We start from the raw sequence: 14,122 nt of genomic DNA on the forward strand, positions 1-14,122 counted from the left end.
CGGCCGGTTTATCCCGTTAAAGCTGCGTGACAGCAACTCTAAACTATGGATTCGGCTGGTGAATGAAATGGAGAATGGAACGGCAGGAGAACGGAACGGTTATACAAGGAGACGGGGTGGCCGGAAAGGCCGGTATTACCGCAATAATCTTATTATTGTGCTGATCGTCTCGTCCATCCCCGGTCTGATCATCGGGTCACTTGTGTACTTTATGGCAGGAGGCAATCTGGAGAAGGAGCTGCTTGAGATGCATAACAGGCAGATCGAGCAGCGTGCGGATAACATTAATGACCAGCTGTCCAATCTGGAGCTGATGCTGGCCCACTGGGCGTTCGAGCCGAAGTTTGACTACAGCCTGAGCAACATGGACTTCACCCTGAATCATGAACGGGCCTGGGATATTACCAAAACCCTGGTGGTCATGCAGGGCTCGAATTCGATGGCGCGGCAGGTGGAGCTGTATCTGGCAGGCGATCAGCCGGTGCTGTTCAGCACAGAATACGGGACACTGGCCCCCGAAGAGGACGCAGTGTACGGGAAGCTGCTGGAGCAGGAGCGGAGCACCTACTGGACGGAGTGGGCGTTTGATCCGGCCAAGCCGGAGCAGAAGGAGCTGACGCTGGTGCATCATATTCCCGGCGGCAGCCTGGAGCCCTTCGGGGCGCTGCTGCTGCGGATGGACACGGAGAAGGTATCCGCCATGCTGCGGACCATGACCCCGTACAACACAGGGGAAGTATTCATGCAGCAGAAGTCCGGCGGCCTGTTCATCTCCGGAAACGGGATTGATGCCGCTACGCCCTTTGTTGCTGCGCTGCAGAAGGCGATAGCAGACAGAGGCAGCCAGGGCAGCACCTCGTTTCTGTATGACTGGGATGGAGTTACCTTCGCGGTGACCTACGGTGATTTCTCACGGATTGCCAGTGAATGGATGTATGTGTCGGCTTCTCCGATATCCAGTGTGACCTCTCCGGTGGTGAGGCTGTCCCGGATGATCATCCTGGTCAGCCTGTGTGCACTGCTGCTTGCGGCAGTGCTGTCCTGGATTGCTTCACGCAAAATCTACTCACCCGTCCGCCGCCTGCTCCAGACGCTGCTCCCCGAGCATGCGGTCTCCGGAAGCCGGGTGGACGAGATGACGCTGATTGAGCGGCACTGGCAGAATCTGCACGGGCAGCGGCATGCCCTCCAGTACACGCTTTCGGAGCAGCTTCCGCATGTGCAGCAGAGCTTCCTACACCAATTGTTCCAGGGGTACCTGTACGCATATTCCGAGCAGGACCTGCAGAGCCGGATGAAGCAATACAAATGGGAAGTGGAGAATTGCGTTTTTGTGGTGCTGTATATCCAGCTGACCGGGATCTCCAGCCTGGAGGGCAAGTTCCGCAGCGGTGATGAGAGCCTGGTATCCTTCGCGGCGGTGAACATTATCGGCGAAATGGCCGCTGAGCATTTCGGGCGGGCAGAGACCGTCAATCTCCATGATCTTACGTCGGGCATCCTGCTGATTGAGCCGGGAAGCGGTCCGGAGCAAGGCCGGGTCCAGGCTTTTGGCGAAGAACTGGCTGCCACCATCAACCGGATGCTCAAGCTGCAGGCAACTGTGGCGTACAGTGCGCCTATAGACAGTATTTCCGGCATTCCCCGGTCATTCGAAGCCGCGAAGCAGGCGGCCAGCCACTGCAGGTATGGGGGCGGGAATCAGGTGGTCAGCCTGGAGCAGCTGGAGCGGGAAGGGCAAGGCGCACAGCTGCCGCAGTATTCGTTCGCGCTGGAGCGCGGCCTCATTCAGGCGCTGCGTACCGGTGAGGCGGAAGAAGCAGACCGGCTGCTGGAGGAGTTCCTGGAGACGCTGTCTGGCGGCGGCGCGAAGGTCATTGACGTGCAGCAGGGCATGCTGCATCTGCTCGGCGCGATCCTGCATGCGGTGCTTGAGGCAGGGATTGCCCCGAATCAGCTGTTCAAAGGCAAGAACCTGTATGCAAGCCTCTCACAGATCCATGAGCCGGGAATGATCCTGTCCTGGTTCCGCGTGCAGGTGGTGGCCCCTTTCCTGAAGGAGCTGTGCGAACGTTCGGACGCCGGGATCCGGCGGACGATTGATCAGGCCATGCTGTACATCCAGCAGCATTATATGGACAATATTTCGCTGGACAGCTGTGCGGATTATACGGGCACCAGCCCTTTTCTGCTCAGCAAGTCGTTTAAACGGGTAACCGGAATTAATTTTATCGATTATTTAACGGAATTGCGGCTGGATAAAGCCAAGGAGCTGCTGCGCGACACCGATCTGAAAATGAACGATGTCGCCCTGCAGGTCGGCTATCAGCAGAGTTATTTCAACCGGATATTCAAAAAACAGGAGGACATCACTCCGACACGCTACCGTGAACTGAGCCGGCATGAAGGAGAGAAGGAGAACGGAACAAGGTGAGACGGTACCAACTGATTTCTCATTTACCGTGTTCCTATATAAGAAGCACTAAAGAAATGAACAAAAAGCGAAAGGAGAGGAGGGGAAATTTGGAACTGACTTAAGTGTGTCTTATATAATAAGTAGCTTTCTCCGGCCCGGATCATTAGTCTCTGTGATCGGTGATGTCACATAAGGAGATGACCGTATTGTCCTCAGCCATGCCGATACATTTACGGTGGTTGAACCAGCCTGCAGCTGCTGCGGGGGTTACCTGGGGTGTACCCTGGTCCAAGGGAGAGCTGAAGCGCGGAGACTTGTCCGCCCTATGTCTTAACGGAGCTGCGGACGGTTCCGCTCTGCCTCTGCAGAGCCGCCCGGCTGCCTATTGGCCGGACGGCAGCATCAAGTGGTCGTTTCATTCAGCCGTATGCCCGGAAGGGAGTACGGATGGTTATACGCTGGAACAGTCTGCGGAGCCGGTGGCTATGCCGGCAGCACTGCAGGTGTCCGTTCAAGAAACAGAAGAAGCCTATATTGTCGATACCGGCACTATCCTGTGTACTGTGGGCAAGCAGGGTACGGGACTGATCTCCCGGATCATCCGCCGGGTTCAGGCGGCATCTGCAGGTTCCGAAGAGCAGCTCCTGTGCAGCGGAAGTGAGCTGGTCTGCCTCCGTGAGCAGCGGGATACGCTCAGCGGTGAGCTGACACTGCTGCAGGAACGCTTTACGGGTGTGACCCGCAAGGCCAGTCTGGAAGAAGCCGGACCGCTGCGTGCTGTGATTTGTCTGGAAGGCAGGCATAGAAACATCAGGGGAGCCAGAGAATGGCTTCCTTATACTTTACGGCTGTACTTCTACGCCGGACTGGAATCCATCCGGCTGGTGCATACCTTTCATTATGACGGTAATCCGCAGCAGGATTTCATCAAGGGGCTGGGCATTGTGTTCAAGGTGCCGCTAAGCGGTCCGCTGTACAACCGCCATGTCCGGCTGGCGGGCAGTGAAGGCATCTTCAGCGAGTCTCCGAAGACGCTTCATACCCGCAGAACTAAAGGCAAATACGCTGACATGTTCGCCGGGCAGCTGGAAGGAAAGAGCCTGCAGTTTGACCTGGAGGAGGATGCTTATTTTACAGGGCTGCTTCAGGATTCGGCGGTGTGGGACAGCTTCCGGCTGGTTCAGGATTCGTCCGAGCATTATGGGATACATAAGCGGACAGGGGCGGGCTGCACCTGGATTAAGGGGGCAGAAGGCCGGCGGGCAGGAGGGCTAAGCTATGTCGGGTCGGAGTGCGGCGGGCTGGCCGCCGCAGTGAAGAACTTCTGGCGGAAGCACCCGTCCGGGCTGGAGATTACCGGCACCTCCGGCAGTGAAGCAGCATTAACAGTCTGGTTCTGGTCGCCGGAAGTCCCGGCTATGGACCTGCGCCACTATGATACGAAGACGCATGTGGAGTCCTCCTATGAAGGCGCGGATGAACTGCGCGCTACGCCCTACGGTATTGCGAGCACCAACGAGCTGACCTTGTGGTGCACCGCACGCACGCCGGAAACTGCACAGCTGCTGCGGATGCAGCAGGAAGCGGATGAACCGGCGCTGCTGGTCTGCGCTCCGGAGTATTATCACCGCAGCCGGGCGTTCGGACTCTGGAGCCTGCCGGACCGGAGCACAGCGGTTAAGGCCTGCCTGGAGGACCGGCTGGACGGTATTATCAGCTTTTACCAGTCCGAGATCGAACAGCGGAAATGGTACGGCCTCTGGGATTACGGTGACTTCATGCACAGCTATGATCCGGTCCGTCATGTCTGGAATTATGATCTGGGCGGCTGCGCCTGGCAGAATGCCGAGCTGGTGCCGAACATGTGGCTGTGGGTGAGCTTCCTGCGGACCGGGCGTGCAGATATATTCCGTATGGCGGAAGCGATGACCCGGCACACCAGCGAGGTGGATGTCTATCATTTCGGGGAATACGCAGGTCTTGGCTCGCGGCATAATGTCGTGCACTGGGGCTGCGGCTGTAAGGAAGCGCGGATTGCCATGGCCGGCCTGCACCGCTACTTCTATTATCTGACCGGCGATGAGCGGACCGGTGGCATCATGGACAGTGTGAAGGATGCGGATTATTCCACGGTGACGCTGGACCCGATGCGGGCTTATTTTCCGAAGGATGAGTTTCCGACACATGTGCGGGTAGGTCCGGATTGGGCGGCATTCAGCTCCAACTGGATGACCCGCTGGGAACGGTATGAAGATACGGCGTACCGCGACAAAATCATAACGGGAATTGATTGTATTAAAGCGGCCAATCTGCGGCTGATCTCCGGTCCAACCTATGGATATGATCCTAAGACGGGAATGCTTAGCGCCATGGGTGATGATAACTGGGGACGGCATCTGGCGATCAGCATGGGCGGGCCGCAGGTGTGGTTCGAGCTGGCGATGATGCTGGAGGACCCGGAGTGGGAGGATATGCTTGCAGAGTTCGGCGTGTTCTACAATCTGCCCGAGGAAGAGAAGGATGTCATTGCCGGAGGTGCGATTACAGGCAAGCTGCGGTTTGAGCATCCGGTCCTGAGTGTGGCTATCGCCGCCTATGGCGCATGGTACAGGGATGACCGGGCCACTGCTGAACGCTGCTGGAGCATCCTGCTGGAGAATCCGTTCGGAGCCGTTAATCTCCAGGAAGAGCAGATCCGGGTTACCTACATGGAACCTCTTAATGAGATCGGCTGGATGAATACAAATGAAGCTTCACAGTGGTCGCTGAACACGATCATTGCCTTGGAGCTGATTGCTGAAGCTCTACCGGAGCGGGGAGCAGGGACGGATACAGGGAAGGCGGTGGCGGCTGAATGACTGCGCAGAAGGACCTGGCGCTGATCCCGGAAGGCTGGCGGGAGATCTACCGAAATCCCCTGGAAGAGCCCGGGCAAGCGGCGGATTTCCGGATGGAAGGTGACGGCATAGCAACCTTTCCGCTGGGACGTCTAAGGCTGGAGAGTGTGCGGGGGGCGGAAGAAGGGCAGAAGGCGAATGTGGTCTTCTGGTGCCCGGAGGTTTTCCCGGCGGAGCTTGCGGTATCGTGGAAGTTCCGCCCGCTGCGGGAACCGGGACTGGCCATTCTGTTCTTCGCTGCTGCAGGCAGCGGGGGCAAGGATCTGTTTGATCCGTCCCTGCCGGTCCGCACGGGGGAATATGACCAGTACCATCATGGGGAGATGAACGCTTTTCACATTTCTTATTTCCGCCGGATGTGGGAAGAGGAGCGGTCCTTTCATACCTGTAATCTGCGTAAAAGCTACGGCTTCCACCTTGCCGCGCAAGGCGCTGATCCGCTGCCGGATGTGGCTGATATGACCAGAGCCTACCGGATGCTGGTCGTGAAGCACGGGCCTGCCGTGACCTTTGCCGTGGACGGGTTACCGCTGCTGCATTGGGTGGATGATGGCTCGTCCTTCGGTCCGCTGCTCGCAGGCGGCCGAATCGGCTTCCGGCAGATGGCGCCGCTGATTGCAGAATACAGTGATCTGACTGTCTATGCTCCGTGAATGACTGGATTTTCCCGGCTGTCCGGATTCACGATAGCGGTATAGATCATTCATTTGATATTCAAAGGAGGCATAACAGCAATGTCCGGAGTGTATTACTGCTATCCGCAAGGGCGGCATAAGGCGCTGACGATGAGCTATGACGACGGCAGACGGGCGGATGAACGGCTGGTCGGCCTGTTCAACAAGCACGGGATCAAGGGCAGCTTTCACCTGAATTCAGGGCTGCTTGGAGAAGGCGACCGTATTAGGGCAGAGGAAGTCGCCGCCTTGTACCGCGGTCATGAAGTCAGCGCGCATACGCGGAGTCATCCTACGATGGCCCGCTGCCCGCAGGAGTATATCGTCGAGGAGATTATGGAGGACCGCAAAGTACTGGAAGGGCTGATCCGCCAGCCGGCCCGTGGAATGTCCTACCCGAACGGGTCCTATACGTCAGAGATCAAAGGGCTGCTGCCGCATCTGGGCATCGAATATGCCCGTACTGTACAGACCACAGGCGGCTTCGCCCTGCCGGAGGACTGGCTGGAGTGGCAGGCCACCTGTCACCATAACCGGGATCTGCTGGCACACGGGGAGACTTTTATAGGACTGCATAAGCGTCAGTACCTGTACTTGATGTATGTGTGGGGCCACAGCTATGAATTTGACAATGACAACAACTGGGAGCTGATGGAGCGCTTCTGTGCAATGGCCGGCGGCCGTGATGACGTCTGGTACGTGACCAATCTGGAGCTGGTTCATTATATGAAGGCCTGCCGGGGGCTGATCTTCTCGGCCGCGCGGGATTTTGTCTGCAATCCGGGAGCTGCTGCCGTCTGGCTGGAGGTTGACGGAATTGTGATTGAGGTGCCTGGAGGGCAGACTGTGGATCTGGGCTGATTACAGGACAGGGATAGAGATAAGGAGGAATTACTGTGGCAAATACTAATCAAGCGCTGCACCGGCTGGCCGGCATCGATATTTCAGCCGCCGGTCCAAGATGTAAAATGCTGATCGGTGATCTGGACGGGGACGGAAGGGCTGAGCTGCTGCTGGTTCAGCCGGATAACCGCCAGGATGTCCGATATATTCCGCATCAGGTGCAGTGCCTGACTGCCTATGATCTGGAGGGCCGCCTGTTGTGGCAGACCGGCAAGCCGGATAATGGTGCAGGCAGTTCGGGTTCGGATTATCCGGCACAAATCTACGATATTGACGGGGACGGCGCGCTTGAGGTGCTGTGTGTGATGGATGACCGGCTGCAGATTCTGGAGGGGGCGACGGGCAAGGTCAAGTCGGTACATCCGCTGCCGGGCAAGGAAGCCCACGACTGCATCATCATTGCCAACCTGAAGGGCAGCAGCCATCCTTCCGACATTATTCTCAAAGACCGCTATCATCAGCTGTGGGCGCTGGATTCCAGCTTCCGGTTATTGTGGACCCATCAGGGCAATGTGGGGCATTATCCATGGGTGTTTGATCTTGACGGAGACGGCCGTGATGAGGTTATGGCCGGATACGATCTGCTGGATGCGGATGGTAAGCAGCTATGGAGCTGCCATGATCTGGAGGATCATGCGGATTGCCTGTGGGTCGGTGATGTGAACGGAGACGGAGTGCCGGAGCTGGTGATCGGCGGCAGTGTGACGGTGATGTATGACCGTGACGGGCACGAGCTATGGCGGTACGAAGGCTCCATTGAGTCGCAGCATCTGGCGCTCGGACGGTTCCGCCCCGACCTGCCCGGTCTGCAGATTGCCGGTCTTGACCGTATGGTCCGTGAGGATGACGGCAAAGGGCTCCGGGGCAAAGACGCCATGTTCCTGCTGGACCAGTCCGGCCAGGAGCTGTGGAAGGAAGAGCGCACCACGGATGGCTGGCTGACCATCGTCGAAGCGGTCAGTCATTTCTGGAAGGATGCACCGGATTACATTCTGGCTTACCGCCGGGGTGAAGCTGTGCTTCCCGCGCTCTATGACGGCTACATGAATGTCGTTGCCCGGTTTGCTGAGCAGGGCTATGCCGTACACGGTGATCTGCTGGGCAGCGGGACCGAGCAGGTTATTATTTATACGGATGAGCTGGCGGCCGTCTATGCCGGCGAACCGCTCCCGCTGGAGGCGGTACATCCCGGGCGGCAGCTGCCGCAGCCCAAACGGCTGTACAGCTCCACCCTGTATCCCGGCGGTGAGGTGGCGTTGTAATAGGCGGGGGGCTATGATGGCTGAGGCTGTCTATTAAGTAGATTCATTACTTAATAGGCAGCTTTTTTGTGCAGCAGTAGAGCTCAGAACGCAGTGAGACTTGATAGCCGCAAACGCAATAGCAGCATACGGAGCAAGGATCATGTGCATATAATCCGCGTATCACTCTGCCCATGGACCCTGGCCGCCGGAGATACGGATGAAGTCCACGAAACTGCGGATGTGTGCAGCATAGATGGGCTCGTCCCGGTACGCCAGGCAGATATGTCTCCGGTTGGAGTAGCCTTCTCCGGGGAGGGGACGCCGGATTAACTCACCGGCAGCGGTCTCTTTGAGCACACTTCGCAGCGGGAGCACACCGATGCCTGAATTGAATTTCAGCGTCTCCTTAATTGTCTCAATGGCCCCAAGCTCCATTACCGAATGGAACTGCAGCCCGATATATGCTGCCCACTCCTCAGCCAGCTGCCGGGAGGTAGAGCCCTGTTCATGCAGCAGGAAGATTTCACCCTCAAGCTGGTCAGTGCTGAGTGTCTCCACTGAGGCCAGGGGATGCCGCGGATTCATGACAAGCTGCAGCTCGTCTTCGATGAGCGGCACGATCTGCAGTCCTTTTTCAGGCTCATCCGGCAGCGAGACGATCGCCACATCAATTTCATGATGCCGCAGCAGGGAGAGGACGGTATCAGCCTTTTTGACAGTCAGCAATAAATCGGTAGCCGGATGCTCATGCTTGTAATCCGCCAGGAACGGGGGCAGGAAATAAGTAGCCGGTGTGTAGCTGGCCCCGAGCTTCAATTTGTTGTGGCCATGCTTTGCCCTTGCATGCATCCGTTCAGCGGCTTCCTCCATCAGTGAAACTACGCGGCGTGCATAGGGCAGCAGTTCTTCTGCCGCTTCCGTCCGAATCAGCTTCCGCGACTGCTTACGGAACAATTGGGTTCCCAGGCTCTCCTCGAGCTTCCGCAGATGAAAGCTGACGGTAGGCTGAGTGAGTCCCAGCTGATCGGCGGCTTCCTGCAGGGTCTCCCTGCGCATGACCTCCACGAACACCTTAAGCTGCTGCACGTTCATATCATTCACTCTCCCTCTTTTCTTGAATATAGATCTTATCTATTAAACATTCAATACACATAGATATATTTAATAAAACTAGTTATCCGGCTTAACGTGGCTCTTACACTATCTTGTTAAAGTTTGAAGTAACGCGAAGGCGGAAAAGTATTTCCAAGGGGGATTATTCAACGTGAAACGAGAGTGGCAGAGAACAGCGGGTGTTGTAGCAGGTTTATTATCACTATTGGCCGTGACGGCCTGCGGGGGACAAAATCAGAACGCTGCGGGTACTGCCGCAAACGGAAATAATCAGGTTGCCGAAGCTGCAGGTGCCACTGCTGGTGCGGGCGAAAGCACAAGTGCAGGCGGAGGTACAGAGAGCCTTACGGTGTATTTGAATGATTTTGATGCGGTCATCGGAGAGATGTTCGAGAAGAAGACCGGGATCAAGCTTAACATCGTATCCGGGAACGGGGCGGAAATTATGTCCCGCATCGAAGCGGAGCAGGGCAATCCGCAGTGGGATGTCGTATGGATCGACGCGATGCCTTCCATTTACGGGCTGGATGCCAAAGACCAGCTTCTGACCGGCTGGACTCCGGAGAATGTGGCCGGACTGAAAGACAACTATGAATCGCTGATCCCGGAGGATGGTTCCTATTATCCGACCGGAGCCCATGCAGCGGGGATCATCGTCTACAATAAGAATAAAATCAGCGGAGCGGATATCCCTGCTACCTGGGAAGATCTGAAAAACAGCGTCTACAAGGGCAAATTGGGCATGGCCGATCCGGCAATCGCGGCACCGGCGTATCCGTTTGTGGCAAACTTTTTTGAAGATAAAGGGATTGATGGGGGAAAAGAATATTTCAACAGCCTACTGGAGCAGGGGCTGCGCGTCTATCCGAAGAATCCCCAGGTCGTACAAGCTCTGACCTCCGGTGAGATTGATATCGCCGCCCTCCAAGAATCGAATGCCTACTCCATGCTGGCAGCCGGAGAACCGGTGGAGCTGGTATGGCCTGAAGACGGCGCGCCGGCCTCAGTGCGGGTTGCAGCCATTCAGAAGAATACCGGGAAGGCCGATGCAGCTAAGCAGTTCGTGAGCTTCCTGCTGGAGCCTGAAGTGCAGCAGGAGCTGATCGACAGCGGCGATGAAAGCTATTTCGAACCCTCCGCTGAAGGTGCAGCTCCTAAAGCTGACCGGGCCAAGGAAGCCAAGCTGAACTTCACGGATGCCGCATATTCAAGTGAGCATGAAGCCGAGATCAAGCAGTGGTTCGCTGATCAGGCTGTACAATAGACGGTTATGCTCAGACTTCTGAATGTAAACCGGCTGGGCTGGATGGTCAGCATCCTGCTGGCAGTACTCGTCCTGTGCCCGTTAGCGGCGGTAATCATTCAGGTGCTGCTGCCGGGGGTATTCTTTGGAGAGCTGAATATTGGGGATCTGTCTCTGCTGCTGGATGTATTCAACCGTCCGCTGTGGAGGAAGTCCCTGGAGAATTCTCTCCTGCTGGGAATTGGAACGACGCTGTTTGGAACCCTGCTGGGGACGGCGCTGGCAGTGATCCGTTCCCGTTGGAGGTTCGCTGGCGCCACTGCGCTTGATGCGGCAGCCTGGATCCTGTTCATTATGCCCTCCTTCATCCTTGCCCAGGGCTGGATCATGTTCTCGGCAGGCAATGGTCTCGCAGCTTCACTGCTGGGCTGGAAGTGGGTCAGCGGTGCGGTATTCACGCCCGGGGGACTGATTGCGGTGATGACATTCAGCAAGTTTCCCTTGGCTTATCTGAGCGTAAGAGCGGCAATGGAATGGAAAATGGATATGCTGTCCCAGGCAGCACGGCTATGCGGTGCCCGTCCATGGCGGGTATGGCTTACAATTGAGGCGCCGCTGCTGCTGCCATCGATCTGCTCGGGCGCTTTGCTGGTATTCATGGACACCATAGGCGATTTCGGATTGCCTTCGGCGATAGCGGTGGTATACCGCTTCCCCACGCTACCGTATTCCATCTATTCTGCCATTTATACTTCACCCATCCGTTTTGATATGGCCGGGGTGCTGTCGCTGTACCTGGTTCTGCTCATCACACTTGCAATCGCTGTCCAGTTCTACATCCTGCGCAGATCCCGTTATGACATTTTGTCGGGACGGGCCGAGCGTCTGGTCCCCGGATCATCCGGCAGATATAACTGGCTGCTCAGCGGCACGGTCATTCTGCTGCTGATTGTCGTGATTGGCATTCCGATTGGATCGAGCATTGTGATGTCTGTCCTGCAAGTACAGTCGGACGGACTGGTCCGGAGCAACCTGACCCTTCAGCATTATGCCGAACTGTTCCGTCACGGAGCGGACTTGTTCCCGGGAATCGGCCGGTCGCTGGCGATTGCAGCTACGGCTTCATTAATCGGGCTGCTGATCGGGCTGGGTGCTGCGTTTGTCCTATCCTATTCCCGGTTCAGGTTTAAAAAAGCCATTGAAGCCGCGACGCTGATCTCATTTGCTGTGCCGGGAGTGGTGCTGGGTATCGGATATATTTTTGTCTGGAATCAAAAATGGCTCGAAGTGCTGGGCCTGAGGCTCTACGGCAAGCCATCGATTCTCGTTCTGGCGGCCATTGCCGGAGCTATCCCGGTGATTACCCGGATTATTACCGGCTCCATGGCTAAAGTTCCGGAGCAGCTGCTCGATGCTGCACAGATGCAGGGAGCCTCTCTGATCAGCCGGGTGCGAAGGATTCTGATCCCGCTGATCCGCGGGGCACTGGTTTCCGGCGCGCTTGCCGCGTTCGGCTCCTGTGTGTTCGATCTGGCGGTCAATTCCATTCTGTTCCCGCCGAACTTTGTGACGCTGCCGATCGTAATCGATGATGCATTCGAGGATATGCGGTTTGGCTACGCCTCCGCAGCAACGGTTACCGGAGGCGGCATCATTGTACTGATTCTGACCGTGATTGAAGCGGTCTTCAAGAAGAAAGGGGCTACAGCATGAGACAGGCACAGACGGTTCACGGGACCGGCAGGCCGCCGCTGCTTGAGGTCAGAAATCTGCTGAAGAGCTACGGCGATTATCAGGCGTTAAGTGGCCTCAGCCTCGAACTTCAGGAGGGCGAAATCATCAGTGTGCTGGGCCCTTCCGGCTGTGGCAAATCGACGCTGCTGCAGCTTGTGGCAGGCTTAAGCCGCCCGGACGGAGGCGAAATTCTGCTGCACGGGCAGACTATTGCCACCGCCTCCAAAATGCTGCCGCCGGAAAAACGCGGCATCAACATGGTCTTTCAGGATTATGCATTATGGCCTCATATGAATGTGTTTGAGAATGTTGCTTACGGTCTGAAGGAGAAACGGATGCCGTTACAGCAGATTAAAGACAAGGTTGCAGGCGCTCTTGCCCTGCTGCAGCTGGAAGGCTTCGAACGGCGTCTGCCGCCCCAGCTGTCCGGCGGACAGCAGCAAAGGGTGGCGATTGCCCGTGCGCTCGTAACAGAGCCGCGGCTGATGCTGCTTGATGAACCGCTCTCCAATCTGGACATGCGCCTGCGCGTTGAGATGCGGACGGAAATGTCGGTGCTCTTCCGCAGGCTGAAGATGAGTGTGTTCCATGTAACCCATGATCCGGAGGAAGCCTTCGCAATGGCGGATAAGCTGCTGCTGATGCGCAGCGGTGCAATTGACCAGTTCGACACGCCGTTCGCCTGTTATCATAAGCCGGCAAGCAGGCAGGCAGCCTCATTGCTTGGAGCGGTCAACGTGCTGCAGGGGCATTTTGCCGGCACGGCCGAGGAGCCGGCTATCGGATGCTCAGCCGGACTTCTCTCCGGAATCTTATGTGAGCCCGGAGGGAAGCTGAAGGTGGACGGGCCCGCAGAGCTGCGTTTCCGCCCGGAAGCACTGGCACTCCTGCCGGAAACCGCAGATGCAGCCGTAGAGAAGAAGGGCGGGCAAACTAATATTCTGGAGGCCAGAGTTATCCACTGTACCTTTGAAGGAACGAAGTGGCGGACGCTGGCCGAAACCTCAGGAAGTGAGCGGCTCTATCTGTTCAGTGAAGAACACTTAGAGACAGGCGGGGTCATCCGTATGGCGCTCCCCAGCCACGCTGCTTATTTGTATGGGCTGTAAGAAAGGTGATTTTACCCGAAAGGCCGTTGATATTGTGCCGCATACACTACAGAAAGCTTACCGGTTGCTTGCGGTTTCCGACATTCATGGACATGCCGCAGGATTGCAGCAGCTGCTTGATGCCGCCGCATATAATCCCAGGACAGACCAGCTGATTCTGGTAGGGGATTACATAGATGAGGATCCGCAAAGCCGCTCAACGCTTGAACTGATACGAAGCTTGACCCGGGACGGCGCACTTGCCGTTCCCGGCAATATGGAGACACGCCTGCTGAGCCAGCCCGGGGAGCACACAGCGGCGGAATTAACCCTCCGCAGCTGGCTGCGTCAGTTGCCTACATATGTGGAGGCGGACGGATATCTGTTTGTACACGCCGGGTTCCGTCCCGGCGTTCCCCTGGAGCAGCAGACGCTGCTGGATATGACCGAGATCCGCCAGGATTTCTGGGAAGCGGAGCTTCCCGCCTTTGCCGGACGGGGAATTGTGTTCGGACATACCCCGACCTTCAAGCTGGGGTCGGCAGCGGGGAAGATTTGGAGAAGAGACGGGAAGATAGGCATAGATACAGGAGCGAAGCATGGCTGCCGGCTGACGCTGCTTGATATCCATAATGGCATTGCCTATTCGTGTTCAACGGAATCCGGCAGACAGAGGTATACAGATTTTTGTGTTGATTATCTGGACTGTTGGTGAGCATTCACCATGCTGCATTTTCATTAGACAGCATAATAACAGCCCGCAATGTGGATTGCTCCACATTGCGGGCTGTTTGCATTGCAAGCGCTATG

The 14,122-nt window shown here is 56.8% G+C and carries 10 protein-coding genes; 9 read left to right on the top strand and 1 reads right to left on the bottom strand.

The window, feature by feature from the left end:
* Positions 1–67: 67 nt before the first annotated feature.
* The 5 genes from PBOR_RS09460 to PBOR_RS09480 all read left to right on the top strand — a co-directional run bounded on the left by PBOR_RS09460 (position 68) and on the right by PBOR_RS09480 (position 8,152).
* Entirely contained in the window at positions 68–2,434 is a 2,367-nt protein-coding gene (locus PBOR_RS09460; protein WP_042211452.1) for a helix-turn-helix domain-containing protein, read from the top strand.
* Positions 2,435–2,598: 164 nt separating this feature from the next.
* Positions 2,599–5,274 (top strand): exo-rhamnogalacturonan lyase family protein, encoded by a 2,676-nt coding sequence (locus tag PBOR_RS09465; RefSeq protein ID WP_425415519.1) that lies wholly within the window; start codon positions 2,599–2,601, stop codon positions 5,272–5,274.
* Entirely contained in the window at positions 5,271–5,966 is a 696-nt protein-coding gene (locus PBOR_RS09470; RefSeq protein ID WP_042211453.1) for a DUF1961 family protein, read from the top strand. Before PBOR_RS09465 ends, PBOR_RS09470 begins: the two co-directional genes overlap by 4 nt.
* A gap of 81 nt (positions 5,967–6,047) precedes the next feature.
* Positions 6,048–6,848 (top strand): polysaccharide deacetylase family protein, encoded by an 801-nt coding sequence (locus PBOR_RS09475; protein ID WP_042211454.1) that lies wholly within the window; start codon positions 6,048–6,050, stop codon positions 6,846–6,848.
* A gap of 107 nt (positions 6,849–6,955) precedes the next feature.
* The gene (locus PBOR_RS09480; RefSeq protein WP_245648237.1) at positions 6,956–8,152 is read left to right on the top strand and encodes a rhamnogalacturonan lyase family protein; all 1,197 of its coding nucleotides are present in this window, start codon (positions 6,956–6,958) and stop codon (positions 8,150–8,152) included.
* A gap of 162 nt (positions 8,153–8,314) precedes the next feature.
* Here PBOR_RS09480 and PBOR_RS09485 read toward each other — a convergent pair whose 3' ends face one another.
* Positions 8,315–9,226, bottom strand: coding sequence for a LysR family transcriptional regulator (locus tag PBOR_RS09485; protein ID WP_042211456.1), 912 nt, complete (start codon positions 9,224–9,226; stop codon positions 8,315–8,317).
* Positions 9,227–9,398: 172 nt separating this feature from the next.
* On the opposite strand from PBOR_RS09485, the gene PBOR_RS09490 reads away from it, so the two are divergent.
* Genes PBOR_RS09490 through PBOR_RS09505 form a run of 4 tightly spaced genes read left to right on the top strand, consistent with a single transcriptional unit; the run spans position 9,399 to position 14,027 of the window.
* Positions 9,399–10,511 (top strand): extracellular solute-binding protein, encoded by a 1,113-nt coding sequence (locus PBOR_RS09490; protein ID WP_042211457.1) that lies wholly within the window; start codon positions 9,399–9,401, stop codon positions 10,509–10,511.
* A gap of 6 nt (positions 10,512–10,517) precedes the next feature.
* On the top strand, positions 10,518–12,203 hold the full coding sequence (locus PBOR_RS09495) for an ABC transporter permease (protein ID WP_042211458.1): 1,686 nt from the start codon (positions 10,518–10,520) through the stop codon (positions 12,201–12,203).
* Positions 12,200–13,333 (top strand): ABC transporter ATP-binding protein, encoded by a 1,134-nt coding sequence (locus PBOR_RS09500; RefSeq protein ID WP_042211459.1) that lies wholly within the window; start codon positions 12,200–12,202, stop codon positions 13,331–13,333. The genes PBOR_RS09495 and PBOR_RS09500 overlap by 4 nt, the downstream gene beginning before the upstream one ends.
* Positions 13,334–13,367: 34 nt before the next feature.
* Positions 13,368–14,027 (top strand): metallophosphoesterase, encoded by a 660-nt coding sequence (locus PBOR_RS09505; protein ID WP_157764003.1) that lies wholly within the window; start codon positions 13,368–13,370, stop codon positions 14,025–14,027.
* Positions 14,028–14,122 lie beyond the last annotated feature (95 nt).

Origin of the sequence: Paenibacillus borealis (assembly GCF_000758665.1) — a bacterium.
GTDB lineage: Bacteria > Bacillota > Bacilli > Paenibacillales > Paenibacillaceae > Paenibacillus_AQ > Paenibacillus_AQ borealis.

What these genes read in the sequence shown, in the direction of transcription:
- PBOR_RS09460 (WP_042211452.1), top strand. Translation starts at nt 68, where the DNA reads ATGGAGAATGGAACGGCAGGAGAACGGAACGGTTATACAAGGAGACGG.
- PBOR_RS09465 (WP_425415519.1), top strand. Translation starts at nt 2,599, where the DNA reads ATGTCACATAAGGAGATGACCGTATTGTCCTCAGCCATGCCGATACAT.
- PBOR_RS09470 (WP_042211453.1), top strand. Translation starts at nt 5,271, where the DNA reads ATGACTGCGCAGAAGGACCTGGCGCTGATCCCGGAAGGCTGGCGGGAG.
- PBOR_RS09475 (WP_042211454.1), top strand. Translation starts at nt 6,048, where the DNA reads ATGTCCGGAGTGTATTACTGCTATCCGCAAGGGCGGCATAAGGCGCTG.
- PBOR_RS09480 (WP_245648237.1), top strand. Translation starts at nt 6,956, where the DNA reads ATGCTGATCGGTGATCTGGACGGGGACGGAAGGGCTGAGCTGCTGCTG.
- PBOR_RS09485 (WP_042211456.1), bottom strand. Translation starts at nt 9,226, where the DNA reads ATGAACGTGCAGCAGCTTAAGGTGTTCGTGGAGGTCATGCGCAGGGAG.
- PBOR_RS09495 (WP_042211458.1), top strand. Translation starts at nt 10,518, where the DNA reads ATGCTCAGACTTCTGAATGTAAACCGGCTGGGCTGGATGGTCAGCATC.
- PBOR_RS09500 (WP_042211459.1), top strand. Translation starts at nt 12,200, where the DNA reads ATGAGACAGGCACAGACGGTTCACGGGACCGGCAGGCCGCCGCTGCTT.